25 protein-coding genes are annotated in these 25,372 nt (G+C 44.3%); 18 read left to right on the top strand and 7 right to left on the bottom strand.

The genetic code is table 11. The features are described 5' to 3' along the window. The first annotated feature begins 95 nt into the window (after window positions 1-95). The 6 genes from ABXT59_RS10085 (at window position 96) to ABXT59_RS10060 (ending at window position 6,485) form a co-directional block, all read left to right on the top strand. Window positions 96-2,327 carry a TRAP transporter permease gene (locus ABXT59_RS10085; protein WP_297823927.1) on the top strand — a complete coding sequence of 744 codons (2,232 nt, stop codon included), beginning with the start codon at window positions 96-98 and terminating at the stop codon, window positions 2,325-2,327. Further along, window positions 2,308-3,570: an NAD(P)/FAD-dependent oxidoreductase gene (locus tag ABXT59_RS10080; RefSeq protein WP_297823926.1), complete on the top strand. Its 1,263-nt coding sequence runs from the start codon at window positions 2,308-2,310 to the stop codon at window positions 3,568-3,570. Before ABXT59_RS10085 ends, ABXT59_RS10080 begins: the two co-directional genes overlap by 20 nt. A 9-nt stretch (window positions 3,571-3,579) precedes the next feature. Continuing rightward, on the top strand, window positions 3,580-3,870 hold the full coding sequence (locus tag ABXT59_RS10075) for a hypothetical protein (RefSeq protein WP_443635985.1): 291 nt from the start codon (window positions 3,580-3,582) through the stop codon (window positions 3,868-3,870). A gap of 54 nt (window positions 3,871-3,924) precedes the next feature. Next, window positions 3,925-4,995: a TauD/TfdA family dioxygenase gene (locus ABXT59_RS10070; RefSeq protein WP_443635984.1), complete on the top strand. Its 1,071-nt coding sequence runs from the start codon at window positions 3,925-3,927 to the stop codon at window positions 4,993-4,995. Between the two features lie 6 nt (window positions 4,996-5,001). After that, entirely contained in the window at window positions 5,002-6,216 is a 1,215-nt protein-coding gene (locus ABXT59_RS10065) for a hypothetical protein (RefSeq protein WP_297823924.1), read from the top strand. Between the two features lie 95 nt (window positions 6,217-6,311). Continuing rightward, window positions 6,312-6,485, top strand: coding sequence for a DUF1330 domain-containing protein (locus ABXT59_RS10060; RefSeq protein ID WP_443635983.1), 174 nt, complete (start codon window positions 6,312-6,314; stop codon window positions 6,483-6,485). Between the two features lie 116 nt (window positions 6,486-6,601). Here the strand turns inward: ABXT59_RS10060 and ABXT59_RS10055 are convergent, their stop codons facing one another. Together ABXT59_RS10055 and ABXT59_RS10050 are read right to left on the bottom strand one after the other, a co-directional pair. Further along, entirely contained in the window at window positions 6,602-7,078 is a 477-nt protein-coding gene (locus tag ABXT59_RS10055) for a tyrosine-type recombinase/integrase (protein ID WP_443638598.1), read from the bottom strand. After that, window positions 7,079-7,831, bottom strand: a complete 753-nt coding sequence (locus tag ABXT59_RS10050; RefSeq protein ID WP_443635982.1) for a tyrosine-type recombinase/integrase — start codon at window positions 7,829-7,831, stop codon at window positions 7,079-7,081. It abuts the gene before it with no gap. Between the two features lie 583 nt (window positions 7,832-8,414). Between ABXT59_RS10050 and ABXT59_RS10045 the strand changes: the two genes are divergently transcribed. Further along, window positions 8,415-9,170, top strand: coding sequence for an alpha/beta hydrolase (locus ABXT59_RS10045; protein ID WP_443635981.1), 756 nt, complete (start codon window positions 8,415-8,417; stop codon window positions 9,168-9,170). A 101-nt stretch (window positions 9,171-9,271) separates the two neighbouring features. On the opposite strand, the gene ABXT59_RS10040 is transcribed toward ABXT59_RS10045, so the two are convergent. Then, a complete protein-coding gene (locus ABXT59_RS10040) occupies window positions 9,272-9,919 on the bottom strand; it encodes a DsbA family protein (protein WP_443635980.1) in 648 nt (215 codons plus the stop codon). A gap of 771 nt (window positions 9,920-10,690) precedes the next feature. Between ABXT59_RS10040 and ABXT59_RS10035 the strand changes: the two genes are divergently transcribed. The 3 genes from ABXT59_RS10035 (at window position 10,691) to ABXT59_RS10025 (ending at window position 13,701) form a co-directional block, all read left to right on the top strand. Beyond that, complete coding sequence (locus ABXT59_RS10035) at window positions 10,691-11,695, top strand: ABC transporter substrate-binding protein (RefSeq protein ID WP_443635979.1); 1,005 nt, start codon at window positions 10,691-10,693, stop codon at window positions 11,693-11,695. A 103-nt stretch (window positions 11,696-11,798) separates the two neighbouring features. Further along, entirely contained in the window at window positions 11,799-12,662 is an 864-nt protein-coding gene (locus ABXT59_RS10030; protein WP_443638596.1) for an ABC transporter permease, read from the top strand. Further along, entirely contained in the window at window positions 12,655-13,701 is a 1,047-nt protein-coding gene (locus ABXT59_RS10025) for a quaternary amine ABC transporter ATP-binding protein (RefSeq protein ID WP_443635978.1), read from the top strand. The genes ABXT59_RS10030 and ABXT59_RS10025 overlap by 8 nt, the downstream gene beginning before the upstream one ends. Window positions 13,702-13,762: 61 nt before the next feature. Here the strand turns inward: ABXT59_RS10025 and ABXT59_RS10020 are convergent, their stop codons facing one another. Together ABXT59_RS10020 and ABXT59_RS10015 are read right to left on the bottom strand one after the other, a co-directional pair. Further along, window positions 13,763-15,043 (bottom strand): CaiB/BaiF CoA transferase family protein, encoded by a 1,281-nt coding sequence (locus ABXT59_RS10020; RefSeq protein ID WP_443635977.1) that lies wholly within the window; start codon window positions 15,041-15,043, stop codon window positions 13,763-13,765. 328 nt (window positions 15,044-15,371) lie between these two features. Then, window positions 15,372-15,803: a GFA family protein gene (locus ABXT59_RS10015; protein ID WP_443635976.1), complete on the bottom strand. Its 432-nt coding sequence runs from the start codon at window positions 15,801-15,803 to the stop codon at window positions 15,372-15,374. A gap of 653 nt (window positions 15,804-16,456) precedes the next feature. On the opposite strand from ABXT59_RS10015, the gene ABXT59_RS10010 reads away from it, so the two are divergent. Genes ABXT59_RS10010 through ABXT59_RS09995 form a run of 4 tightly spaced genes read left to right on the top strand, consistent with a single transcriptional unit; the run spans window position 16,457 to window position 20,356 of the window. After that, window positions 16,457-16,717 (top strand): OadG family protein, encoded by a 261-nt coding sequence (locus tag ABXT59_RS10010; protein ID WP_443635975.1) that lies wholly within the window; start codon window positions 16,457-16,459, stop codon window positions 16,715-16,717. Between the two features lie 50 nt (window positions 16,718-16,767). After that, entirely contained in the window at window positions 16,768-18,567 is a 1,800-nt protein-coding gene (gene oadA, locus ABXT59_RS10005) for a sodium-extruding oxaloacetate decarboxylase subunit alpha (protein ID WP_443635974.1), read from the top strand. 11 nt (window positions 18,568-18,578) lie between these two features. Continuing rightward, window positions 18,579-19,715 carry a sodium ion-translocating decarboxylase subunit beta gene (locus tag ABXT59_RS10000; RefSeq protein ID WP_443635973.1) on the top strand — a complete coding sequence of 379 codons (1,137 nt, stop codon included), beginning with the start codon at window positions 18,579-18,581 and terminating at the stop codon, window positions 19,713-19,715. A 5-nt stretch (window positions 19,716-19,720) separates the two neighbouring features. Further along, the gene (locus ABXT59_RS09995) at window positions 19,721-20,356 is read left to right on the top strand and encodes a hypothetical protein (RefSeq protein WP_443635972.1); all 636 of its coding nucleotides are present in this window, start codon (window positions 19,721-19,723) and stop codon (window positions 20,354-20,356) included. Between the two features lie 481 nt (window positions 20,357-20,837). Here ABXT59_RS09995 and ABXT59_RS09990 read toward each other — a convergent pair whose 3' ends face one another. Beyond that, window positions 20,838-21,353, bottom strand: a complete 516-nt coding sequence (locus ABXT59_RS09990) for an Lcl C-terminal domain-containing protein (protein ID WP_443635971.1) — start codon at window positions 21,351-21,353, stop codon at window positions 20,838-20,840. Between the two features lie 231 nt (window positions 21,354-21,584). Here ABXT59_RS09990 and ABXT59_RS09985 point away from each other — a divergent pair, with 231 nt between their 5' ends. After that, complete coding sequence (locus ABXT59_RS09985; protein ID WP_443635970.1) at window positions 21,585-22,349, top strand: MotA/TolQ/ExbB proton channel family protein; 765 nt, start codon at window positions 21,585-21,587, stop codon at window positions 22,347-22,349. A gap of 27 nt (window positions 22,350-22,376) precedes the next feature. Beyond that, the gene (locus ABXT59_RS09980; protein ID WP_443635969.1) at window positions 22,377-23,630 is read left to right on the top strand and encodes an OmpA family protein; all 1,254 of its coding nucleotides are present in this window, start codon (window positions 22,377-22,379) and stop codon (window positions 23,628-23,630) included. A 14-nt stretch (window positions 23,631-23,644) separates the two neighbouring features. Here the strand turns inward: ABXT59_RS09980 and ABXT59_RS09975 are convergent, their stop codons facing one another. Then, complete coding sequence (locus ABXT59_RS09975) at window positions 23,645-23,989, bottom strand: hypothetical protein (protein WP_443635968.1); 345 nt, start codon at window positions 23,987-23,989, stop codon at window positions 23,645-23,647. A 46-nt stretch (window positions 23,990-24,035) separates the two neighbouring features. On the opposite strand from ABXT59_RS09975, the gene ABXT59_RS09970 reads away from it, so the two are divergent. Both ABXT59_RS09970 and ABXT59_RS09965 read left to right on the top strand, forming a co-directional pair. Further along, a complete protein-coding gene (locus ABXT59_RS09970; RefSeq protein WP_443635967.1) occupies window positions 24,036-25,097 on the top strand; it encodes a hypothetical protein in 1,062 nt (353 codons plus the stop codon). Continuing rightward, window positions 25,094-25,369, top strand: coding sequence for an EscU/YscU/HrcU family type III secretion system export apparatus switch protein (locus ABXT59_RS09965; protein WP_443635966.1), 276 nt, complete (start codon window positions 25,094-25,096; stop codon window positions 25,367-25,369). Before ABXT59_RS09970 ends, ABXT59_RS09965 begins: the two co-directional genes overlap by 4 nt. Window positions 25,370-25,372 lie beyond the last annotated feature (3 nt).

Here is a 25,372-nt window from a genome sequence, read left to right as displayed (position 1 = left end):
TCTAATCTAGGTCCCGCATTGTTTTAATGTGCTTTTGGGGCGCCCTTTTCAGGCGGCCCATTTTTTCATGAATTTCCCGATTGGAACTGACGATCATGCAACTTGACACAAAAATAGACAATAGGGCTCAAGAGGAACTCGAAAAGAAATACGATACCGCCCTAAATACGCGTGATAATGGCCCTAGCTTCAGGAGGTTTGTTTATATAGCAACATTATTATTTGCGCTCTATCACTTTTGGACTGCAGGTTTCGGTACCCCTGTAGACTATGTACATATGGGAATCCATTTATCAGGATTATTTTTTTTTATCTTTGTGGGTTTCCCGTTATTAAAAACAGCTTCAGCATTAAAGTATAAAGGCCCCTCTATTTGGACGCCGGGCAATGTGCCTCTGTATGACTGGGCTATTTTGCTGTTGGCCATTACTGCTTCACTATTTTTGTGGTTTAGCTGGCGTGGTTTTGATGGGTTTGGAATACAAGTTTCTGAACAAACTATGCGTCAAGGCAACCCCAGTACAATAGATGTGGTACTTGGCAGTATCTTGGTTCTAGCGGTGTTAGAAATTACTCGGCGTACCATTGGTTTCGTGTTGCCAATGATCATTTTGGTATTCGCAGGATATGCGCTGTTAGGGCCTTATATTCCCCTTCAAATCTTGCGTCATCCTGGTGTCGATTGGCATCAATTTGTTAACAACATGTACTTCCCCTCAGAGGGCATATTTGGGGTCACGCTGTGGGTTGTTTCAACAGTAGTATTCCATTTTGTGCTGTTTGGTGTGGTTGCACAGCGAATGGGTCTAGGACAATTCTTTGTTGACAATGCCATGATATTGGCCGGTCGATATACCGGTGGCCCAGCCAAAGTGTCCGTCGTTTCCTCTGCCTTTTTTGGCACTATTTCTGGATCTTCAATTGCTAACACGGTATCTACTGGATCGCTCACTATCCCCAACATGAAAAAGATGGGTTACCCAGCCCATTTTGCTGGTGGCGTTGAGGCCGCATCCAGTGCCGGTGGACAAATCACACCACCCATTATGGGTGCAGCCAGCTTTTTGATGGCCGAGTATTTAGAAGTTCCCTATACAACTATTGTGATTGCTGCCATTGTTCCTGCCGCGATGCACTACATCGGTGTTATGTCTATAGTGCATTTCACAGCTAAGCGATTAGGTTTGTCTACTTATACAAAGGAACAATTGCCAAAATTTGTACAAGTTTGGCGTCAAGGATGGCGTACCGCCATTCCATTAGTAGCTTTGCTTTTAGTATTGTTTAGTGGGTATTCCCCTAATATGGCTGCCTTTATTGGCTTAGCCTTGTGCGTTGTGGTTGGCTTTAGTGGCTTAGATAAGCCGTTAACGCTGTTTGCACCTTTTGCGTTGTTAGCTTATATATTTTGGAAAGCATCTCCATATTCTGGAGGGGGCTACAGCCCAAGTGTGGCAGGTATATTATCGGCTCTAACTTTAATTAGTTGTCTCCATCGTAACAAACTGCAAAGTTTTCGAGCCTTGTTTGATAGCTTTCATGTAGGTGTGCAATATGCCCTCCCCGTAGGAGCCGCATGTGCAGCTGTAGGTATTGTTGTTGGTGTTATCAATACCACAGGCATTGGCTTCCGTTTAGGTTTTATGGTGACTGGAAGTGCCGCTGATATGGCCAGTTGGCTGGCGCCACTGCTGGACTGGACGAGCATAGATGCTTTTTCCCAAAGCGCGTTACAACAGTTTTTGTCGTTAGTGCTAATTGCCTTGGCCTGTATTCTAATGGGCGCAGGGCTACCCACTACGGCGCTTTATATCATGTTGGTTTCTGTCGCTCAACCCGCGCTGTCCAATCTAGGTGTGCCACCCTTAGCTACTCACATGTTTGTGCTCTATTACGGCGTTATTTCAGAAATTACCCCGCCGGTTTGTGCATCAGCGTACGCTGCTGCAGGCATTGCAGGAGCCAATCCATTTCGCACAGGTATGAGCGCATTCAGTCTTGGCTTGGGTAAATTGTTAGTCCCCATGGTTTTTGTATATGCACCGACCATGCTTATAGTATTGCCAGAGTACTTCACTCTCGGGTCATTCTTGCAGGTGTCTATTACTTGCGCACTAGGAGTGTTTGTTATTGCGACTGCTGTATCTGCATACTTTCTGGCGCCATTACGCCATATTTGGCGTATATCAATAGCAGTAGGTGGTCTATTGTTAGTAGCGCCAAGCGGCAACTCTGACTTGGTAGGCTTATGTATAGTTGCGCTTATTTTCGCCCAGCAATGGCTTTCTGCAAAAAAGGAACTCAAAAGTGCAGCAGACTATAGCTAGACCTGATGGACGAGATATTATTATCATTGGCGCAGGCATTATTGGCCTTTGCTCAGCAATTGAATTACTCCAAAAGGGGTTTCAAGTCACCATAGTCGACAAAGCAGAGCCTGGGCAGGGAGCCTCATACGGCAATGCGGGTGTTATTTCACCTTGGTCGATTGTGCCTCAATCGCTACCAGGGATGTGGCGAAAAGTGCCTAGCTGGCTAATGGACCCATTAGGCCCAGTCACCGTGTCACCGGGTTACTCTGTGCGCATGGCCTATTGGGGTGCTCGGTTTTTACTCCAGGGGCGGCGAACGCAAGTCGAAAAAAACTCTCAAGCTATGGCTAGTTTAATCAGTGATTGTATTCCTTTATATCAACAACTTCTGGCCGATACAGGATCTCAAGATTTACTGCGTGATAGCTACTACGTACATGCCTATCGGAATGAAAAAGAAGCGAACCTAAACAGCTTAGACTACCAAATTCGCATTAAAAACGGTGCGGATATACAGCGCTATAATAGGCAACAACTAAGACAGTTAGAACCTGCTCTATCCACAGATTTTGCTGCTGCAATTGTCATTAAAGGCCAAGCCCGGCTTACTAATCCTGGACGTTTGGGACAGGTTTTAGCTAATAAAGTACAGCTTTTAGGTGGTAAGTTGATTCAGAGTCAAGTCAGCAGTTTTAGGCCCAATGTGAGTGGTGGTTGGGACTGTTTTTATGATGAAAAATCTCACCCATCTAGCCAATTACTGGTGGCAGCAGGAGCCTGGTCGTCTGATTTGCTGCGCCCCCTGGGTATTAAAGTACTGATGGAAAATGAACGTGGGTATCATATTTCCTACCCTGATGTTGATATGCAGTTAAACAACTCCATTATGGACGCGGACATGAAATTCGTGGCTTCACAAATGGAAGATGGACTGCGCATTGCAGGCACTGCAGAATTTGACGATAAGAATGCGCCTCCTAACCCTAAACGGGTGGCTGACTTGGCCACCTTGGCTAATAAAATGTTTCCTGAACTAGGGCAATCCAATTTTCAATCATGGGTTGGCGTCCGCCCATCATTACCAGATAGCTTGCCTTGTCTTGGCAAAGTGCAAGGGATGCCTGGTTTATACGTCGCTTTTGGGCACTGTCACTATGGCATGATGATGGCTCCTCAGTCAGCAAAACTTATTGCGCAGTCGATAACGCATGAGATTGATGAAGAGCTGTTAAAAGATTTTCGTCTCAACCGTTTTTAAAGGAAGAATATGAAAAAGGTCCTTGGTGGGAAAAATATTTGTGGTGTCTCAATCGGCGTTTTAGCGCTTGAAAGTTACTTCCCGAAGCCGCTAGGGCATATCAAAAATCCATCAAGTCTGCCGTTCACAGCCTGTTATGAAATATTGCAGGGTATCTCTGTACCTGACCTGCTTTATCGCCTGACGCCAGCCATGGAAAATAAAATTTGGAGGCAGTTCGTTCACTTGAGATGCAAGGTGTTAAAGCGATTTCTGGCCAACCTGCCATTTTTAGTTATCAAGAAAAGCTTGATAAATTAGCACTACCTCATAACCAAAACTAAGCTGTGTTCGCTTCCAAATGGGAAAATTAACATGAAAAGTTGGCCTCATCAAAATTTAACTGACTTACCACAGTGCCTAACGGGCCCATCAGCATGGCTTGGCAAAGATATGGCACGCAACACCCAAGCGTGGTTATACCGCCTTACCACAGAAGATATTGTTGATTTGGAAAAGGCAGCTAACTCCTTTTTAAGCCTTGGCATTGACGTGGGTGAAATCACTAAAGAGACCTTTCCTCTGACCACTTTTCTCCCGCATATTGATAGGTTAAGCAAAACACTCTTAAGGGGCGTTGGTGTGGAAGTTTTACGTGGTTTGAACATATCAAATTACTCCCAAAAATTTACTGCAGCTATTTTCTGTGGGTTAGGTTCGCACATAGGAAGAGCACGTTCGCAAAATTCTGATGGGCATATTCTAGGGCACGTACGTGACGTTGGGGCAGATGCAAATGACCCGAACAGCCGTATTTATCAAACCTGTGATCGTCAAACATTCCATACAGATAGTGCCGACGTAGTTGGCCTAGTGTGTATCAGAAAGGCAAAAGAAGGTGGGCGTTCTTTATTAGTGAGTGCTGAAACAATTTATAACCGCATGAAGGCAGAGCGCCCAGACCTATTGGAAAAACTGTTTGATCCAATAGCAACAGATCGTCGAGGTGAAATTCCTGAAGGTGAAAAGCCATTCATGGAGATCCCTGTTTTAAGTTGGAATCAAGGCTATCTTACCGTTTTCTATCAAAGGCAATATATTGACAGTGCGCAACGATTTAGCGAAGCTATGAAATTAACCCCTAAGCATATTGAAGCACTAGATATGTTTGATACCTTGGCAAACGACCCTAACCTTTATTTTGGTATGCAGCTGGAACCCGGTGATATGCAATGGGTATATAACCATTCTCAGCTTCATGATCGTGCGGGGTTTTTAGACTGGCCCGACCCCACCAAGCGACGTCATTTAATGCGCTTGTGGCTGTCTATGCCCGATGACCGCCCATTACCAGAGTATTACAAGCAGCGTTATGGCTCAATTGAAATTGGCAATCGAGGTGGCATTATCACCAAAGAAACTAAATTGTATGCGCCATTGGATTAGCCTGCTATGAATACAATTTCCCATTGCCAATTAATCGGTACTGGCACTGCCGGACTTTGCTTTGTCATTGCGCTTGTTAATAAAGTCAAACAAGCACAAGAACCTAAAAAACTAAAATACCAGGCCCTACTAGATTCGTTAATAGCGATCGAAGGTAATCACCAACCTGGCGGTGTATTAGGTAATTATCAAATCAATGCCAATACTGACGCTGACGAAATTGTCAGTTGCTTACTTGATGATACACCATTCAGCAATTTGCGTGATTATTATTTACAACAGCCTGAAGTGCATCAACCATTGATAACGTTGCCCAAAGTGGGAAAGTTAATGCTTGAGCCAATCGCCAATATAATTACCTCATTGTTGGGTGATAATTTATTGCTCGATACAGAGGTCACACGCGTTGAAATCAGTAAAAATGAATGCAAAAGTTATGGTAGTCACGACCAATTATTAGTGAGCAGTCAAAAAATGGTTCTTTGTTGTGGTGGCAAAGAAGAATTATTAAAAGACCTTTTGCCATGGCGACAAAAAACCGTTTTTACAGGCCCATTTTTACAGACGAAAGATGCCAGTTTACTGCCTCATCAGCAGGGTAGTATATTGATTGTTGGGTCTTCTCACAGCAGTTTCTCGGCGGCTTGGCGTTTGCTTAATGATCCAGTACTATCATTGTATGCCAAAGGTAGAGATATAATCATGCTGCAAAGAAACCCGTTGGTTAAACTTCGTTGTACTCCAGAATTTGCGCATCAAAATCAATTGCCTTTTGATGACATCGATGATGTCTGTCCTGTCAGCGGACTGGTTTACCGTAATGCAGGATTGCGCAAAGACGCCAAGGCGCTATATATCCAAATAAAAAAAGGGATTGAAAAGCGTGTCCGTCTTGAACCCATGGCAGCAATTTCTGATGCCAAACATCTGTTGGATAATGCGGCACTAATTATCCAGTGTACGGGGTTCCGAGCAAACTTACCTAAAATAACTCTGAACGGTGTTACCCAAAAAGTAAGGCAGCGTTCAAATTTTGGTGAATTAAGTGATATTAAATCTGGAGCAGCAATACCTAACCTATTTGGTTTCGGCTTGGGTATTCAAATCATTCCTGAAGGTGATTATCGAGGAGAAAACAGTTTTAATGGTAGTTCTGATGGTGTTTTACCATACCCAAATGCTGTCGCACCGGTCATTATCGACCAATTAATCCAAGACTGATTTCAATATAGTATCCTGTCCAAAAACACTTGTAATTTAAGACTGATCCACTGCGACCAAAAGCGCGATGGCTGTTAACCTATGAGAAAAACACTATGCCAGCTTTTTTAATTGTTCACTCAAAGCTTACAGACTCGGACGCATTTGAGCATTATATAAAGGCTGCAGGGCCTTCTTTGGAGCGTTACCAAGGCACTTATTTGCTTGGGGGAAGCCTTAGTGAAGTTTTGGAAGGTTCGCATGATAAAGATCGCACAGTTATTTTTTAGTTCCCCAGCATCGAAGATGCAAAAAGCTGGTACAAAAGTGAATAATATCAGAGCGTTAAGCCCTTAAGAGAGGATACGGGGAAAATTGACTTTGTGTTGGTCAACTCCTTTTGAGTTTAATTGCTTGGGAAGTGGCTATACGGATTGTTAAGTAAGTTGTCTATGTAGTCAGCCCACTCCGTCATCATATTAGTCCTTAAGGGCATTAGCTCTGCTTTGTTGTAGGTGCTTCTAACAATGTTCTGGGTTACGTGAGCTATTTGAAGTTCTATAGCGTCAGCAGGGTATTCAAGTTCATTTAACATGGTGCTGGCAGTATGTCTGAAGCCATGACTTGTCATAAAGCCAGTACCAAAGGCTTTGCCTGTTCTAGGGTCAATCATTCGTCTAATGGCGTTGATGGTTGCGCTCTCACCTATGGGCTTGTTCTTCCCTATGCCGATGGTTGACATAAACACGTACTCGAGCTGGCCTGTGTGCTTGTGTGCTTCGTTTAAAATGGCTAAGGCTTGGTTTGCTAGAGGGACTTTAAGCTCCTTGCCCATCTTCATGGCTTCCTTAGGTATGGTCATCAAGGCTTCATCAAAATCAATTTACGCCCACTTCATAAATCGGATGTTTTTAGGTCTCAGGAAGACCAGCGGCATAAGCTTTAATGCAAGGGTGACTGCTGTGTCTCTATCAGGATCTGGCTTGTGGATTTGTTGGAGCAATATTTTAAAATCATCAACGCTTGTGATATGTCCAAAGTTAGACTTGGTTTTAATGTCTGGTATGGGTATGAGCTCGGTTAACCCACTAGCAGGGTTGGCTTCAATGTCATCCAGTATGAACGCTTCGTTGAATACCTTACGCAGTATGCCTGCCATGCGGAAGGCTGTTTCCCTTGCGCCCCTGTTAGTCATCTTTTCGATAATTTTAAACAGATCTTTAGTTGTATAGTTTGTAAGACACTTACTATCCATAAAAGGGTATAGGTTTTTCTCGATTCGTTGGACTAGATCTTTCTTAGTAGATTCAGCTAGGTTCTGTTTGCTGAGCCATGCTTTGCAGCGAGCGCTAAATAGGATGTTGCTGCTGGCTCCTTGGTTCTTTATGGTTGTAGGGTTGGCCCCAGTCTTTGCAAGCCGCCTAGCAGCTGTATGGGCCTCTCTAGCTTCTGATAGGGATGTGTCAGGGTATGTGCCTATTGTATGGGTCAAGTGCTTGCCACCAAGCCTGTAATCGTATTTCCAGGCCTTGGATCCAGTGGGCCGTACAATCAAAGATAACCCACCTTGATCGCTTAACTTGTATTGCTTGTCCTTGGGCTTTGCATTCTTGATTTGAGTGTTTGTAAGGGCCATTTGATGCCACTCCTTAATATAACGAGACCGTCATCGAGACCGTCAAAAGTAGTGGATAGTATAATACACAAATCACAGTAAATACATTAAACTGTTATAAAACAACGGTATGTAGGTATAAAGTGGATAGTATAATACACATAATACATATGAATGGCGTTTTTCGGGCGCGCCATTTTTCAAGAATAACGTGTTACTGCAATATCTAGCGCAAAGTTGAATTCCTTGCCTTTACTGTTCTTCGCACTGGATACTGTGCATTAATAAAAGAGTGCTTATTATCCTCTTGGACGCATCATTTTTAAATCTTATTTTAACCCCTTTTTAGCTGATACCCAAAGCTCGCTTTAATGTTAGATCAAACGTCTTTTCAATACCTTAGGTTTTATGGCTGATTAAGCTCAGAAAAGCATTCAAAAACCCTCAGAGCAAACAGTATCAAAGGTATAATAACTCTTCAATACCATCATTTTGCCACCAGACGTGGCGAATCTAGGTCTATTTTTTGGTATGTCGTAGGTCTGCTTTTGGTCTACACCATGTTAAAAACTAGGCGTTTAATATTGTTTTTATTGGGGGTGCTATGGCATCGCATACTGATTTCGTCTCAGCTCAAGGGCGCAGGCTCGCCTATCAGCGCATCCTAGGGAAGGGCCCAGAGATTGTTTTTCTAAGTGGCTTTAAGTCAGATATGCAGGGCAGAAAGGCTCTTCATTTAGCTCAGTGGGCAGCGCGCAGCGGCCGCAGTTTTTTGCGTTTTGATTATTCGGGGCATGGGCAGTCGTCAGGACTGTTTTGTGATGGATGTATCGGGGATTGGTTAACGGACGCTGAAGCTGTGATTACTGAACTGACTGAGGGACCTGTGATCTTAGTGGGCTCTTCTATGGGAGGCTGGATTTCTTTGTTACTTGCGAAACGCCTTGGTGCCCGGTTGGTAGGATTGGTCACTATAGCAGCTGCCCCAGATTTCACCGAAGACAGCATTTGGGCTGGTTTTAACGCAAATCAGCGAGCCGAATTAAAACTTAACGGACAGATCGCCCTAACATCAGATTATGATGAACCCTACATCATCACGCAGCGACTAATCGAAGATGGTCGCCACAATCTGGTGCTGCATAAACCATTGGAATTGCCTTGTTCGTCGCGCTTTCTTCAAGGCACGGCAGACGTGGATGTTGACATGTCCGTGGCACTGCGTTTACTGGCCCATGCATCTGGACCAGATATCCAGTTAACCTTAGTTGATGGTGCAGACCACCGGTTTTCAGATGGCCGTTGCTTAGGGTTGATAGAAAATGCCTTAATTGATGTTTTGCCCCCAGTTTTGACCTAATATGAAAAGGTGACCCTTTGCGCTGATATTCTTTGTCACACCTAAAGTGCTTTGAGGCTTAAACATGAAGCAGAATGTTTGCATTAAGAATCAACCAACCATTACTTTGCGACATTAATAACATTGATGATCGCTTGCTGCATGGTTGCACTATTATTGTAGTCCAATGGGATCCCAAACGGTTTATCGTCTTTACTAATTACTAGGCTGGGAAAACCTTGGCTTGAGAGTTGACGGGCTAATTGAAGTTGTTCCTTTAGCAGCAACTCGATGGCAGGGCTGTTTATATCCTGTTTGAACTTTTCTACATTGAGGCCAATACTGTTAGCAATTTCAGACAGAACATCGACGTCTGAGGGGTTTTTGGCATTTAAATAATAGGCCCGTTGGATGCCTAAAATCATAGTGTCCTCTATGTTGGCGTCCTGCACTTTGGCAGCTAAAACGGCTCGGCATGCGGGGTAGGTAGAGCGCCTTGGCACGCTATTGCTAGCAGGGTTCCAAAATTCATAATTAAATTCTATACCGGGGATGTGTTGCTGAATGTGTTGCCAGGTGTTGGATAAATTGTTTTGCATCGCCAAAGACATGGGTTGATCTGAGTCGGGTGCCAAACCACCAACCACATAAACGATGTCTAGGGTATGAGTGAATTGTGATTTGAGTTGTTGCCACACGGGTCTAAATCCCCAGCACCAACTGCACATAGGATCATGAATGTAGAATAAAGTGTTACTGGAGTGAGTCACTAAATCGCCTTTGAATGTAAAATGTAAACTGGAGTCCAGAAATTTGGAGGTTAGGTTGAACATAACCCAAGCGCTGAATATACCCCCCCTTTGTGTCACTGACAAGTTGAAATCAAACTCCCTTGGCAATGCCAAAAATAGTGGGCCTTCAGCTTGCTTTTATGGTTTTTTATCACGCAAAGGATAATGATGGTTAATAGACGGCGCAAAGGGGTTCTAACTAAAGGTGCAGTCATAGATGTAGTCATCGGTTTAGGAGTAGGTGCAGTAGAACCTTTAGCAGTAGGTTAAGTAGTAGGTTTAGGAGTAGGTGCAGTAGAACATTTAGTAGAAGGTTTAGTAATAGGCGTAGTAAAAGATCCAGCTACTGGGTCAAAAAGACTGCTTGCTAAATCTGAGGATAAAATTGAGACTAAGGAGTCTTATTGCCGGCGTTTTTCAGTATTTTTTCGAGGTTGGCTTTACCTATAATGTCGGTCAAAGACTGGAATTGCTGCCTAACGAATGAATCGATAATCAATTCTGACTCTTTTATGAAATAAAAATAACATCGGTTTAGCCAGCGCCGCTTTTTTAGGTTATGCAGAATAATAAGGCCTAGCAGGTTGTTTACTTGGGTCTACCGAAGTAAACTTATAGCGGCATATATATATCTGTAAGCGGCATCGGCACTTTTAACAGGGTTAACGCCTTGTCATTTTTGTTTTGTTTTGTTACTTTTTGGTGTCGCTTGAAGATAAACCCGAATTAATTATAATAATGGAGTTTTACATGAATAAGCTTGTTAAAGGTTTGGCCGCTGCTGGTGTTGCAGCTGCGATGTCACAAGGCGCAGTAGCAGCCTGTGGAGACGTAACTATTGCAGAGATGAACTGGGCCTCTGCTGAATTTATGGCTAACGTAGACAAAATCATCCTTGAAGAAGGTTATGGCTGCACTGTGGAATTGGTTCCAGGTGCAACGCTAACTACTTTCGCTTCTATGGATACTAAAGGTGTGCCTGATATTGCACCTGAATTGTGGACACAATCTGTGGATGTTCCTCTGAAAGCTGCCATTGCATCGGGTAGCTTACATAAGATGAATCCAAAGCCGATTTTAGGTGCTGGTGAAGGTTGGGTTGTACCTAGCTATACTTTAGAGAATCATCCAGAACTCAAATCTGTACTAGATGTGATCGAGCGCCCAGATTTGTTTCCATACAACGAAGATCCTACTAAAGGTGCCTTCGTGGGTTGTCCTGCAGGTTGGGGTTGTCAGCAAATCAATAACAATCTATTCACTGCCTTCGACATGGAAGCTAAAGGATGGGTTTTAGTTGATCCAGGTTCTGCTGCAGGTCTTGATGGAGCGATGGCCAAGGCTGTTCAACGAGGCGATGACTACTTTGGTTATTACTGGTCTCCAACAGCGATGATGGGCAAGTACAATATGCAAATGCTTGACTTTGGTGTGCCGTTCCAAGGCATGGATGACTGGCTTGCTTGTACTACCCAAGCTGAGTGTGCCGACCCACAGCCAACTTCTTGGAGTGTGTCAGAAATCAACACCATTGCTACGGATTCGTTCATGAAGAACAATGATCCTAAAGCTGCTGCATACATTAAGGGACGTGAGTACCCTGCAGCCGCCATGGGTGCAATGCTAGTGTACATGGCTGATAACCAAGCTGGTGGTGAAGATGCAGCAATTGAGTTCCTTGTGAATCATGAAGATGTATGGACCCAATGGGTTGGTGTCCAAGCCGCGAACTTAATCAAAAAATCTTTAAACTAACCTAAGGGTTATGTAAAAAGCCTGCTAACTTTGTTAGCAGGCTTTTTTTTAATTTTTTAACTGAGTAGGACTAATTGTGGAATTATTTGACGAATTTCCCTCAATGGGGCGAAAAGACTTAGTAGGTTTAAAAAAAGGCATCGATTTTGCATTTCGTGATTTTTCTCGAGAGAACGGTGAGGCTATTGAGGGCTTCTTTGATCCACTAATGTATTTTATGGTGTGGTTTGAAAAACTACTCATGGCCGCACCTTGGCCAATTATGATTTTAATCTTTGCGGTCTTAGCTTGGCTTGGAGCCCGCAGTATTGGTATCGTTATTGGCACCATTGTATCGTTTTTGGCGATTGGTTATTTCGGCATGTGGGAAGATACCATGGCCACGGTGGCCATTATTTCTGTGGCGACTTTCTTGTGCATTGGTTTGGGAATCCCTCTGGGGATTTTAATGTCCCGTTCCAATCGTGTGCAGGCAGGGGTCACTCCAGTGCTAGATATCATGCAAACTATTCCCAGTTTTGTATATTTAATCCCAGTGGTAATGTTGCTGGGTATTGGCAAGGTACCTGGCCTGATTGCTGTTTGTATTTATGCCTTACCCCCCATTGTGCGACTCACCAACTTGGGCATCCGTTTGGTCGATAAAGAGGTGCTTGAAGCTGCCGAAGCCTTTGGTTCTAACTATCGCCAGAAATTATTTGATGTTCAAATTCCTTTGGCGTTACCTAATATCTTTGCAGGGGTAAACCAAACTATTATGATGGCTTTGGCCATGGTGGTTATTGCCTCAATGATCGGTGTTAAAGGTTTAGGAGTTCCCGTACTCCGAGCGGTTTCTAATCAGTACTTGGCATTAGGTCTGATGAATGGACTAGCCATTGTAGCTTTGGCCGTTATATTTGACCGAGTTTCACAAGAGTACGGCAAACGGTTGCAAAAGCACCGTCAAGGAGGTCACGGTGTCTGATGTTAAGGTTTCGATTAAGAACCTATATAAGATTTTTGGGCCTAATGGCGGAGCCATGGTGTCAAAAGTTGAAAATGGTGCTACAAAAACGTCATTGCAAGCTGAACATAAGCATGTACTGGGCTTAAATAATGTCAATATTGACATTCCTGCGCGTCGTATTCAGGTGATTATGGGTTTATCCGGTTCTGGTAAGTCGACCCTAATTCGCCATTTAAATCGCTTGATTGAACCCACCTCTGGTGAGATTTTGGTTGATGGCGAAAATGTTTTAGCCATGTCTGCTGAAGAATTACGCAACTTTCGCCGCAACAGAATGTCTATGGTATTCCAAAAGTTTGCCCTGTTGCCCCACCGTTCGGTGATTGACAATGTGGGTTATGGATTAAAAATTAAAGGCGTCAATAAAGCCGAAATGAACGAGCGCTCGCAAAAGTGGATCGACAGAGTTGGCCTATCTGGCTTTGAAAATAACTATCCAGCGCAGTTGTCTGGTGGCATGCAGCAACGGGTTGGCTTGGCAAGAGCCTTGGCTACAGATGCTGAAATTCTATTAATGGATGAAGCTTTCTCGGCATTGGATCCATTGATTCGTAACGACATGCAAGATATCTTGCTGGACTTACAAGAAGAATTGCACAAAACCATTATTTTTATTACCCATGACTTGGACGAGGCGCTTAACATTGGAGATAATATTGTTATCTTGCGAGATGGTGCTGTTATTCAGCAAGGTTCGCCTCAAGAAATTGTGTTAGATCCTGCAGATGACTACGTGCGTGACTTTATTAAAGATATTAACCGTGCTCGCGTGTTAGATGTTTCAGCGGTTATGGAAGCCTCTTCATCTGACTCGGGTTTGGAATTCGCATCCACTGTGATTCTAGAAGACGCGATGCCAGCCATGGTTAAGGCAGATGTCACTCATGCTAACGTCATGCGTGATGGTGAAGTGATTGGAAAAGTCACTTTGGCAGCTATGATTGGTGCCATTGCACGTCCAGAAAGCAACGGTGAAGAGCAAGTCACCTATCGTTAGAAGCCCTATAAGAATGATAAAAAGGCGGCCTTGGCCGCCTTTTTTTTGCATTTTTGAGTTGTTAACCTAATTGATCTATTTTTGCTTGGCTATAACCCAACAAATCACGATACACGACTTGATTAGCTGAACCCATAGGTAAGCCTGGAAAGCGTAACTTAGACTTCTTGTTAGTGGCTGAATTATCTTTCATGCGAAAGGGGACATCAGGCATTTTAAGTTCTATCCCTGATGAGGGGTCTGTGACCCTAATAATGCTACCACGGGCTTCAAAGTGAGGATCTTCATCAATTTCCTTCATTGACAAGATAGGGCCAGCAGTAATGCCTTCTCGGCGGAATAGCTCCAATGCTTCGGCATTGGTTTTAGTTAATACCCAAGCCTTTATGATTTGGTTTAAAGTAATGCGGCTATCTGGCTGAATGCGGTCGTTGTTGGTCTTAAAGCGGGGATCACGGATAAGCTGGGGCTGACCCATGACCTCGGCAAGTCGTTCCCAGGTTTTTTGGTTAGAGCAAGACATGGCCACCCACAAGCCATCGCTGGTTTGGTAATTATTACGCGGTGCTGCAGCTCTGAGCTCATTACCAATCGGTTTAGGAATCTCGCCTGTTAATTGATAGCCAATAAATTCACCGCCAAGGTAACCAAATAGTGGCTCATACAAAGAAATATCCACCACTTGGCCACCACTTTCTAAACGCTTACTTTGATGCAGGGCTAGGCTCACTGCATAGGCCAAATGAATTCCAGTGGTTAAATCAGCCAAAGCTATGGGAGGACTAGTAGGCCCCGTATCTTCATAACCATTAAGAAACGAAAAGCCACTAAAGGCTTCTGCGAGTGTGCCAAAACCGGGTTGATGGGCGTGAGGGCCAGTCATGCCATAACCTGAAACTTTGCCAATCACCAATCCTGGATTAAGTTCTAACAATATTTCATGGCTTAGCCCCAACCTGTCCATCACCCCTAAGCGCATGTTTTCGATCAGCACGTCAGCTGACTGAATGAGTTCCAAAAAGGCTTGTTTACCTGCCTCTGACTTGAGGTTGAGGGTAATGGGCAGTTTATTTCTGCCAATATAGGCATGATAAGGTTCAATGCCAGTGGCCGCATGGGTGCCCCAGCCGCGCAGTGCATCTGGAGCCATTGGATTTTCCACCTTGATGATTTCAGCACCCGCATCACCTAATAAAGCAGCGCAGTAGGGAGCTGCTATCACACTAGACAAATCAATCACCCGCTTACCCTCTAAAGGTAAACCTGCAAAGCAGGACTTTTCACGTTGTTGAGCAATAAAATCATTGAGATTGGGTGTTTCTTGTGGTTTTTTTAGGCTCATAATGTGGGTCCATTTAAGGTAATGTACCCAATTTGCATGATCATATGGCGTCAGTCAATGTTATAAACGCATTGAGTGGTGTTTAAATGCAAGTCTTATTTTTGTTTCCTATAGACTACCAAAGGAAACGTTTAAATTAATTTATAAATATATATTTATCAGTAAGTTAATGGGTTAATTATAATATAAATTGGGTCTAAGTAAGAGTCGTTTCTAATGCGATATTTATACCACTAAAGCGACCAATGCCCTTAAATAATACCCAATAGGAAATATTAAGCCTGAATCGCTTAAAAATATCCAAATAGACTAAAACCTAATTCTTAGACTATTTTTTTGCTGATGTTGTTGGCATCTGTGCAAAATCTTTAACCCTTGAATTTATGGGAGTAGAAGGAAGCCGGCTGCTGGCCCAGACATTACATTGTGGTTCAAACCATTGGGCGTCCTCCACAGAACCTACTTTGATATGAATGCGATCTGGTTTTGCACTGTTGGTGCCAAACAGTTGGCTGCCGCAGGAAGAGCAAAAGTGTTTGGTCATTACAGCACCAGAATCAGCACGATGGGTAAACGTTTGAGTTTGCCCCTGCCAAGATAGGCTATCAATTGGCACAAATGCCAAGGCAGCAAAGGCTGATCCAGTATTCTTTCGACAATCCTGACAATGGCAGTGGACCTGAAAAAGAGGTGATGCAGATGCACTATAACGTATTGCTCCACATAGGCAGCTGCCAGAAATAACTTGTTCGGTGGGCATAGAGCTTATCTCCTATTCATTGGTATGTGGGATCTAGCTTGCATTATTTAATGCTTGGTTAACTAACCCACGAAATTTATGTTTAAGATCTTGCCTGCCATGGGTAATTAGACGTCATCCTCTAAAATAGCAGTTTATGTGACAGTCAAAGTGTTACTTTCCATTCATCTTGCGGCGCATTGAACCAAATATCAAGGTGCATGGCTCATGAGAGTTTATGCATCAATTGGCTCTTGTGTATCTAGTCGATCTCGTGGGTCTGGCGTGGCCAATAATCAAGTGGAAGAGATTGCTTTGAGTTTGGGTGATGCCTTTTAGTTTTGAGTCTTGATCAAAGTTAAAAAGACCTGCGTAATTTCAAAAAAATTGTCATGAGCCAGTTACATACATTGTGTCTAAAAGTGCTAGGCTTCGAGAGTGTAGATGCAGATTGAGTTACCTTTATGATTGTTGGTTAAATTGAACAAAAATAGTCATGTTGTTAAATTTTTTTGACAATTTTAGGTGTAATACTAATATCAGTGGTTTTTATACTGGGTATTCTTGCGACTTTGGTCACAAGTGGGTAAATTGACACACTGAAATGAAAGCAGCCTCACCATGGCTGAATTAATATGCTGCCACAAGCGGCAAAAATAAACGGAGCTGCTATCGTGCCATCATCCGACTTAATGCTCGAAGGCCTCACCTTAATGGTGTTTGGCATGGGTTTTGTGTTTACTTTTCTTACGCTGTTGGTGCTTGCCACCAAAACCATGTCTGCAACTGTGTTGCGGTTTTCTCCCGTAGAAGACCTATCGCTGCTCACCCCCCCTTTGAATATGGTTTCACCTTCCCAGCAAGTTGCTAATGACGCCCATTTAATGGCAGTGTTAAGTGCGGCAGTGCATCGATATCGTCAAGACCGCAGCTAATGCTGCATCTCTTATCCTTTTTATTTAATTATTAGCATAGGCAAACACACATGACCCCTGTTAAAAAAACCCTAGGTATTACTGACGTTGTACTGCGTGATGGGCACCAGTCTCTATTTGCTACACGCATGCGCTTAGCCGATATGTTACCCATTGCTCCCAAGCTGGATCAAATCGGTTATTGGTCTGTAGAAACTTGGGGTGGGGCAACTTTTGACGCCTGCATTCGCTATTTAGGTGAGGACCCTTGGGAACGTATTCGTGCTTTAAAGGCGGCTATGCCTAACACGCCGCAACAAATGTTGTTCCGCGCACAGAATATTCTTGGCTATCGGCATTATGCTGATGACGTAGTGAGAAAATTTGTCGAGCGTGCTGCCATTAATGGGGTTGATGTGTTTCGAGTGTTTGATGCCATGAACGATGTGCGTAATTTAGCCACAGCCATTAAGGCGGTCAAAGAAACGGGCAAACATGCTCAAGGTGCGATGTCGTATACTCTCAGTGCTCTGCACACGATGGACTACTGGGTTGACTTGGCTAAGCAAATAGAAGATCAAGGGGCTGATTCTATTTGCATTAAAGACATGGCAGGTTTGTTGAATCCGTATAAGGCATTTGAGTTGGTCACTCGCCTCAAAGCTGAAACTAACATGCCAGTGCACATGCAATGCCACGCTACCACAGGTTTGTCTACTGCGGCCATTTTAAAAGCTGCTGAAGCAGGCATTGATAACGTTGATACCTCTATTTCCTCTATGTCTATGACCTACGGACACTCACCCACAGAGTCTGTGGTGTCTATTTTCGAAGGAGGTGATCGAGACACAGGCTTAGATATAAGGGCTATAGAAGAAGTGGCCGCTTACTTCCGTGACGTGCGCAAGAAATATGCAAAATGGGAAGGGTCTCTTAGGGGTGTAGACTCACGTATTTTAGTGGCTCAGGTTCCAGGTGGTATGTTGACCAATATGGAAAGTCAACTCAGAGAACAAGGTGCTGCAGATCGGCTGGATGAAGTGCTAGAAGAAATTCCAAGAGTGCGAGAAGATCTAGGTTTTATTCCATTAGTGACACCCACCTCACAGATTGTAGGCACTCAGTCGGTACTCAACGTGTTAACGGGTGAGCGCTACAAAAGTATTACTAAAGAAACAGCGGGTGTGCTTAAAGGCCAATACGGTGCCGCCATGGCGCCTTTTAATAAAGAGCTACAAGCCCGTGTGTTAGATGGTGCTGAGGCTATTACTTGCCGCCCTGCAGATCTTATTGACGATGAGCTGGACCAGCTTACTGTGGAATTACGAGGTCTTGCACAAGAGAAAAATATTAAGCTTGCACCAGGTGATCGTGAAATAGATGACGTGTTAACTTATGCGCTTTTCCCTCAGGTGGGACTTAAGTTCTTAGAAAATCGGGATAACCCAGATGCCTTTGAACCTATCCCAACACTCGAGTCTGCCCAAGCCGCCACCGCACCTAAACCTGCAGTAGCGCAGACATCAGTTTATACCATTGGTGTGAATGGCCAAAGCTATGTGGTGGAAGTCGCTGAGGGTGGAGATATTTCAGCGGTTGGTTTAGCTCCAGTGGCGATGACAGCCAACCCAGTACCCGCCGCTTTGCCAGTCACTGGCGGGGAAGCTGTCACAGCACCCTTAGCAGGTAACATTTGGAAAATTCATACGATGCCAGGTCAAGCTGTGCAAGAAGGTGATGTTTTATTCATCCTTGAAGCCATGAAAATGGAAACAGAAATTCGCGCCAGTAAGGCGGGTACGGTGAGTGCTGTGATGGCTAAAGAAGGTGATTCTGTATCTGTTGGTGATACTTTGTTGACCTTGGTTTAGGCGGAATATTCATGGACAAGTTATTACAAATTTGGTATAGCTCCGGCGTGTATCAAGTGCAACCAGGCCAAGTCATCATGATGGCTGTGGGCTTGTTACTGCTTTATTTAGCCATTAAGCGTAATTTTGAGCCTTTGCTACTCATCCCTATTGGTTTTGGTGGCTTATTGGCTAACATTCCTGGTGCTGGTTTAGCTGATCCGGGTGGCATTCTCTATATGTTTTACTCTGTCGGTATCGAAACTGGTGCTTTCCCGCTCATTATTTTCATGGGTGTGGGAGCCATGACAGATTTTGGTCCATTATTAGCTAACCCTAAAACGCTATTTTTGGGGGCGGCCGCACAATTTGGTATTTTTGTGACCTTAATAGGCGCAGTGGGTATGTCTACCCTTGGCTGGATGGACTTCACCCTCGCTGATGCAGCGGCCATAGGCATTATAGGGGGTGCCGATGGCCCTACGTCTATTTACGTGGCTAGTAAGCTTGCGCCAGATTTATTGGGAGCGATTGCGGTGGCTTCATATTCATACATGGCCCTCGTGCCCCTCATTCAACCGCCTATTATGCGAGCCCTCACGACAGTGAAGGAACGGCAGATAAAAATGGTGCAATTGCGCCCCGTAGGCAAGGTTGAAAAGATTGTATTTCCCTTGTTATTGCTATTGTTGGTGGCGTTTATGCTGCCTGATGCAGCGCCTTTATTGGGCATGTTCTGTTTTGGTAACTTGATGCGCGAATCTGGTGTGGTGGATCGTTTATCTGATACCACTCAAAATGCATTAATTAACGTGGTCACCATCTTTCTCGGCTTAGCAGTAGGTTCTAAACTATCGGCAGATAAATTCTTAGATCTCACGACCTTAGGTATTCTCTGTCTAGGTATGGTGGCGTTCGCTATTGGCACTGCCTCTGGTGTGTTGATGGCTAAGATCATGAATAAATTAACGGGTGGCGGTATTAACCCACTGATTGGTTCAGCTGGAGTATCCGCAGTACCTATGGCGGCGCGTGTGTCTAACAAGGTGGGTTTAGAAGCTAATAACCAAAACTTTTTGTTAATGCACGCCATGGGACCCAACGTGGCAGGGGTTATTGGTTCGGCTGTTGCCGCGGGAATCATGATTAACTATGTGAGTGGTGGATAACTAATATGGGACGTCGAATTAGTGACAGTGACCCTAGTGGCAAACAGCCCTGTGCTTTTTGTCGCACTATGCGCTTAGTGCTTATTTTCGCAGTTATGTTGGTTATGCTGTTGGCTTATGCTGATAAGTTGTCTTGGCTAAGAGATATCGACTTCACCACTTTATTTGGTTACTCAATGGTGGTGTTCTTTTTTACGGTACTGGGGTATCGAGTGTGGGACGAGTATTTCCGTGCCAAGCTGTCACAGACAGATCGAGATGCCAGACGCGCCTTAAGAGAACAGAAGTTTGATGAGTTAGATGCTTTAGAAGCAGAGCGCGCAGCGGCTGAGAGGATTGACTCACAATCTGAAAAGTCAGATCCTCAAACCACAATCATAGAGCCACAAGCCGCTAACATAGAGCCACAAGCCAGCCCCATAAAGCCAGAAGGTATGGGTTCATCTGAGGCCCATCCCGTTAGTGGTAAAATAGATGAACTGGACACGACTGCCCCAGTACCCCAAGCAACTGAAGTAAGTGAATTGAGTGAGCTAAATGAGCCAGTGCAGCCACTTGAGGACCCTAGCCTAGAGTCAAATTCGTCACCTGAGCAATTGGACTTGCTGGGTTTTTCCACTCCAAAAAAATCTGATGAATAAGGCCTGAAGTGTCTTAAAGTATTGAAATTCAGGTTTTCGAGATAGTTTCCTGCGTCCCAGTACTAGAACCAGAACCCGTATCAGTATCTACACAAAAAGACTTAAGCTTTAGACCAGCCAAATAGGTTGGAATATTTTCAAATCAGTGGTTAGAATAAGACATGACATAGTCAGCTTGATCTTGACACACTTTATTTACAGCCTATGAACACAAACAAAAACGTTCCTAACTGCATGCAATGCAAGCACTTTTACGTCACTTGGGATGCAAAATTCCCAAGAGGCTGTCGCTTGTTTGCCATTAAATCTCGCCAGTTGCCAATGATAGAAGTCATGCGCATTGATGGCCACGCCTGCCGAGGATACGAACTAAAACCCACACCAACAGTTAAGCCCAAAAGTTAGAAGTTATTGCATATAGCGAGGGGAATGGCGAAGCAGAGGTAAAGGGCAATAGAGAGGCAGAGATAAAGGCTGAGGCCTAATCCCTTACTAGCATGAAACGAAGAGGCTCCCCTTTTGCTTGCTTACTAAAGTAGTGGCCGCGATAAAAAAAGAATGACCATGCCATGGGTTGCATCCAATAATTAGACTCACTGCTCCAATACACTTCAGGCTCAATACCACTAAAAACTCGGGTGTTAATCGAGGGTGATTTACAGTCTGCCTCAACTAACGTGGTCATATCATCAGTTTCTGGTACTCGCCAATCATCAAAGCCAGCTAACGTTGCGTTTGCAGCCCAAGTTTGCGCGTCTTCAAAGGGTAAGAGTATTGGCTCACCTTGGCACTCACCATTAAGCCAGGTTTGCCCCGCCCCACAGCGATACCAAGTGAGGCCTGAAAGTGGGTCTTGGGCTAAGCCATTACTCATGCGTTGATAGCGCCCATCAGTTTGCTGCACTGAAAAATAGTCATCGCACTTGGGCGCTTTGTCTACTACTGCGTAGCTAAAGATGGAAAACGTAATAGTAAGAAAAAAAGTGACAAACCTCATATATACACCTCAGTAGTCCCATACGTTATCGACTGATTATAGCGTAACTTAAATCCTATTAGGCTCGTTTATTAGAAATTATTTTACATATCCTGAGCTAAGAACATAATCAGGCTAAATATTTATTACATTTGGTCGATAATATTGGATATTATAGATAAACTATTGTTTTAAGGTATTCATTGTACCTCTAAGAATTCATTAGTTAACAACGGGTTGGAGACATAAAAGATGGATTTAGCAACAATTGTAGGTTTTTTTGCATGTTTTGGAATCGTCGCGGCTGGTATTCTCATGGGTGGCCCTATGTCCATGTTTGTTAACGGCGCTTCTATTTTCATCGTTATCGGTGGTTCTTTATCCGTTGTTTTGATGCGCTCATCTATCACTGACTTTGTCGGCGCCATTAGCCTCGCTGGCCAGGCTTTCTCCAATAAAGTAGACAAGCCTGAAGATTTGATTGAAAAAGTAGTTGAGCTTGCAACCATTGCTCGTAAGGACGGCATGATCGCCTTGGAATCCCAGGAAGTCAGTAATGAATTTCTCAACAAGGGTATGGGCATGTTGGTCGACGGTCAAGACGGCGCTGCTATAAAAGCGTCGCTTGCCACTGAGGCAGGCATGAAAATACGCAGAGCGAAGGCTGGCGGTTCTATTTTTGAAGCCTGGGGCGATTTTGCTCCAGCCATGGGTATGATCGGTACGCTCGTAGGTCTGGTACAGATGTTGGCTAACATGGGTGACCCAAAATCGATTGGCCCAGCCATGGCAGTGGCCTTGTTGACCACACTTTACGGTGCAATTATTGCTAACATGATTGCCTTTCCTGTGATGCAAAAACTAGAGCAGCGGTCAGAGGCAGATGCGGTTAACAATGAGCTTATTATTAAAGCTCTGATCTTCATCTCAGAAGGCGGCAACCCGCGCGTTATGGAATCATTACTATACAGTTACTTGGCGCCTAAAGTTCGGGCTAAGTTAGAAGCCGCTGCTTAATTGATTGTTATTTAGGGAGAAACAATCATGGCAGAAGAAAATACCGACGCTGAAGAGAATCCTAACGCCCCTGTGGCGGCCGATGGCGAACAAGGCCAAGAAGACCCTATAGAAGGCCAAGAGGGAGCTGAAGAAGGCCAAGAGGGAGCTGAAGAAGGCGCAGCTGCAGAAGCACCAGCCGAAGAAGATGACGATGCAGAAGAGTGTCCAGTCTGCAAGAAAGGCGCTCCTTTATGGATGGCAACCTTTGCCGACATGGCGACTTTGTTGATGGCATTTTTCGTATTAATTTTATCATTTTCAGAAATGAGAGTGGTTAAGTTAGAGCAAGTGGCGGGCAGTATTGCGCATGCATTCGGTATACAAAAAGTCTTAAACAAACCTGATCCGCCAGAGGGGACATCGATGCTATCGAAAACATTTAGCCCCACGTTAGCTCAAATGTCAGTTGTCGATCAGTTGATGCAGCAAACCACTGAGACCACCCAACGAGACGTAGAATTAAAAACAGAGACAAAAAAAGAAGACTACGATGTTAATGAAGAACAGCAGAAGGTGGAAACGGCCCTAGCTGAAGAAATAGCTAATGGCGAGGTCGAAGTCACGATTAAAGATAATCAGGTAGTGGTTGAATTGAATGGTCCCGGTAGTGTTGGAGAAGCTGAAAGTGAAGGAGATCAAGGCTTTGTGCCTACAGAGACGTTAGAACTCTACGCAAAAATTTCTGATGCTCAAGAACTCACTGATGCACCTATTAAAGTCCAAGATCAGCAGTCACAAAAGCAGCAAGACGCAAAAAATTTGAAGGAGCAGCAACAGGAGCAAGTGCAACAGGAAGTAGCAGAGTTAAAAATGGTGCTTTCAGAGGCCGTTACTCAAGGTTTAGCTGAAGTTGAGCAAGAGGGCACTAAGATTATTGTTCGATTGTCAGAGAAAGGTGCCTTTCCCAATGGGGGGGCTCAGCTTAACCCGAATGCGCTACCGATGATTAGAGCGTTGAGCAAAACCATTAAAAGTAATAAAGGCCAAGTCATAGTCACTGGGCATACGGATAGCACTAATCCACCTTCTGGTGGGGAATTCCCAAGTAATTGGGACTTGTCAGCAGTGCGCGCGGCGGCAGTCGCAGACTCGTTAAGTAGTTTGATGAATGTCTCTAAGCAGCGGCTTTCTGTGGAAGGTGTGGCTGATACTGAGCCACTCAATGATAATCGGTCTGCCGCAGATCGGGCTCGAAACCGTCGAGTTGAAATTGTGCTAGACATAGCCGATGTTGAATAATAAGTAGCTTGAAGCTAAACGATAGCGTCTACGGAGACTTGCTGTTCTGGTTTTTCAATCGCCTTGTAGGCTTCAGCTGCTTGTTGGCTGCGCTGAGGCGGCAGATCAGTGTAATTCGCTAGTCCATCACTGCCTTTTTTGGTCTCTGCTTGGGCACTAATGCTAGCTTGGCTAGCACGCCAGGCAGAAGCTTCTAGGTTGGCTTTTTGTCGACTTTGATCGGGTGTTTGAGGAAGTTGCGCTGACGTGTCAATTTCTTCTGCTCTAGGGAAGGCGTTTTCCGCCCTCACTTTGGCTTCCTGGTTGATCACAGGTAGCTGGACAGCGGGTGCAGTTGGCGTAGCGTTACTTATGTTCATAGTGTTAGTCTAACAAATAATTAACCAAGATAGCAAAAGGGGGCAGATGATCGATAACGGACCTCAACCCTTATCACCATCAAGTGGCGTAGTTCGGCCAGGGGTGAACCTTGGTAACGGTCCTATACTGCCTGCGGTCACCCTCATAAAGGGTCAGATTATTGAGGGTGTGGTAGTGCAATTACAACCGCGATTGTTAGTTGACACTGCCAACAGTATCTTCAGTGCTGCAGCCAGTTCAGCGGCTTATACACTTGGGGAACGCTTATTATTTAAGGTGTTAGATCCAGATGTGCACCCACCCCGTTTAGAGTTATTGCGATCTGGGCAGTTGCCCGTTTCCTCTCTTGGTCAACAAAGTGCATTTTTACGCAGCCTTTTATATCGTCCGGACGGCTTAAAACCACTTCAACAATGGCTATCTAGCCACTTGTCTGGCGCCCAGTTGCCATCATCATTAGCGACATTATTACAATCTTTTTGGCAGCTTCCTAACCCTCCAAAAGCCATTGATATACAAAAGTTTCTGTTGATGAGTGGCTTATTTAGTGAAAGCCGTGGTCAAGCGGAAAGTTTAGCAAATGCCTTAATGGGACCAGCAGCAGCCCATAATGATCTTAAAGCTTTATTAAAGTTGCTGGCCCTAGAAGAAGGTTTTGAGCAACAAGTTAAACCTTTGCTAGAAGCCTTAAACTCAAGCCAAATCAAAAGCTTAGATGCTCTACTTAATAATCAAACGCATTATCAATGGCTGATGCCTTGGTTTGGGGAACAACATTTACTGATTACTTTGCAACAAAACCAGCAACAACGTAGCCAAAAAGTCTGGTCAGTGAGTCTGGCTCATGAGGGTCCAGAGCTAGGAGAATTACAAATTAACTTGCTACTGACAGAGCATACCCTGGCTCATGAAACCACAGCGAGTTTACATTTTTCCAGTGATCAAGCATGGCTAGCGCCATTGGTGCATGGCTCTAAGCAGCAGTTACATAATACACTAAAACTGCACAGTATAAACTTACAGCAGGTTAGTGTGGGCCCAATCATAGAGCCAGAGATTCAAGCCAAGTCTCAAGCGGTGCATAGTATTTTGGACGTTCACGTATGAAAAAGCCTCTACAAGCCATCGCCATAGAGTATGGCAATAATCCAGTCCCTTTAGTCGTAGCTAAGGGAAAAGACGAATTAGCTCAAAAGATCATTGACGCAGCCATTGCAGCAGGTGTACCCATTAAAAAAGATGAAGAGTTGGCGGCTTTATTGGGCTTGCTTGACCTTGACGACCAAGTGCCTAGGTCGCTGTATACGTTGGTCGCTGAAGTTTTGGTGTATACCTACTGGCTCAAGGGCATGAAACCAGGCGACGAAAAATCCATCTGAGCT

Origin of the sequence: Candidatus Njordibacter sp. Uisw_058 (assembly GCF_047730065.1) — a bacterium.
Taxonomy (GTDB): Bacteria; Pseudomonadota; Gammaproteobacteria; order Pseudomonadales; family Balneatricaceae; genus Njordibacter.
Note: the sequence above shows the minus strand (reverse complement) of the source record. Positions and strands in the feature narration are given on the sequence as shown.

Excerpts from the sequence above, each read along its gene's own strand:
- ABXT59_RS10030 (WP_443638596.1), top strand. The coding sequence starts at position 11,799 with ATGGGGCGAAAAGACTTAGTAGGTTTAAAAAAAGGCATCGATTTTGCA.
- ABXT59_RS09975 (WP_443635968.1), bottom strand. The coding sequence starts at position 23,989 with ATGAACATAAGTAACGCTACGCCAACTGCACCCGCTGTCCAGCTACCT.
- ABXT59_RS09995 (WP_443635972.1), top strand. The coding sequence starts at position 19,721 with ATGGGACGTCGAATTAGTGACAGTGACCCTAGTGGCAAACAGCCCTGT.
- oadA (WP_443635974.1), top strand. The coding sequence starts at position 16,768 with ATGACCCCTGTTAAAAAAACCCTAGGTATTACTGACGTTGTACTGCGT.
- ABXT59_RS10050 (WP_443635982.1), bottom strand. The coding sequence starts at position 7,831 with ATGGCCCTTACAAACACTCAAATCAAGAATGCAAAGCCCAAGGACAAG.
- ABXT59_RS10020 (WP_443635977.1), bottom strand. The coding sequence starts at position 15,043 with ATGAGCCTAAAAAAACCACAAGAAACACCCAATCTCAATGATTTTATT.
- ABXT59_RS10035 (WP_443635979.1), top strand. The coding sequence starts at position 10,691 with ATGAATAAGCTTGTTAAAGGTTTGGCCGCTGCTGGTGTTGCAGCTGCG.
- ABXT59_RS10015 (WP_443635976.1), bottom strand. The coding sequence starts at position 15,803 with ATGCCCACCGAACAAGTTATTTCTGGCAGCTGCCTATGTGGAGCAATA.
- ABXT59_RS09965 (WP_443635966.1), top strand. The coding sequence starts at position 25,094 with ATGAAAAAGCCTCTACAAGCCATCGCCATAGAGTATGGCAATAATCCA.
- ABXT59_RS09990 (WP_443635971.1), bottom strand. The coding sequence starts at position 21,353 with ATGAGGTTTGTCACTTTTTTTCTTACTATTACGTTTTCCATCTTTAGC.
- ABXT59_RS10000 (WP_443635973.1), top strand. The coding sequence starts at position 18,579 with ATGGACAAGTTATTACAAATTTGGTATAGCTCCGGCGTGTATCAAGTG.
- ABXT59_RS10070 (WP_443635984.1), top strand. The coding sequence starts at position 3,925 with ATGAAAAGTTGGCCTCATCAAAATTTAACTGACTTACCACAGTGCCTA.
- ABXT59_RS09970 (WP_443635967.1), top strand. The coding sequence starts at position 24,036 with ATGATCGATAACGGACCTCAACCCTTATCACCATCAAGTGGCGTAGTT.
- ABXT59_RS10065 (WP_297823924.1), top strand. The coding sequence starts at position 5,002 with ATGAATACAATTTCCCATTGCCAATTAATCGGTACTGGCACTGCCGGA.
- ABXT59_RS10085 (WP_297823927.1), top strand. The coding sequence starts at position 96 with ATGCAACTTGACACAAAAATAGACAATAGGGCTCAAGAGGAACTCGAA.
- ABXT59_RS09980 (WP_443635969.1), top strand. The coding sequence starts at position 22,377 with ATGGCAGAAGAAAATACCGACGCTGAAGAGAATCCTAACGCCCCTGTG.
- ABXT59_RS10045 (WP_443635981.1), top strand. The coding sequence starts at position 8,415 with ATGGCATCGCATACTGATTTCGTCTCAGCTCAAGGGCGCAGGCTCGCC.
- ABXT59_RS10075 (WP_443635985.1), top strand. The coding sequence starts at position 3,580 with ATGAAAAAGGTCCTTGGTGGGAAAAATATTTGTGGTGTCTCAATCGGC.
- ABXT59_RS10060 (WP_443635983.1), top strand. The coding sequence starts at position 6,312 with ATGCCAGCTTTTTTAATTGTTCACTCAAAGCTTACAGACTCGGACGCA.
- ABXT59_RS09985 (WP_443635970.1), top strand. The coding sequence starts at position 21,585 with ATGGATTTAGCAACAATTGTAGGTTTTTTTGCATGTTTTGGAATCGTC.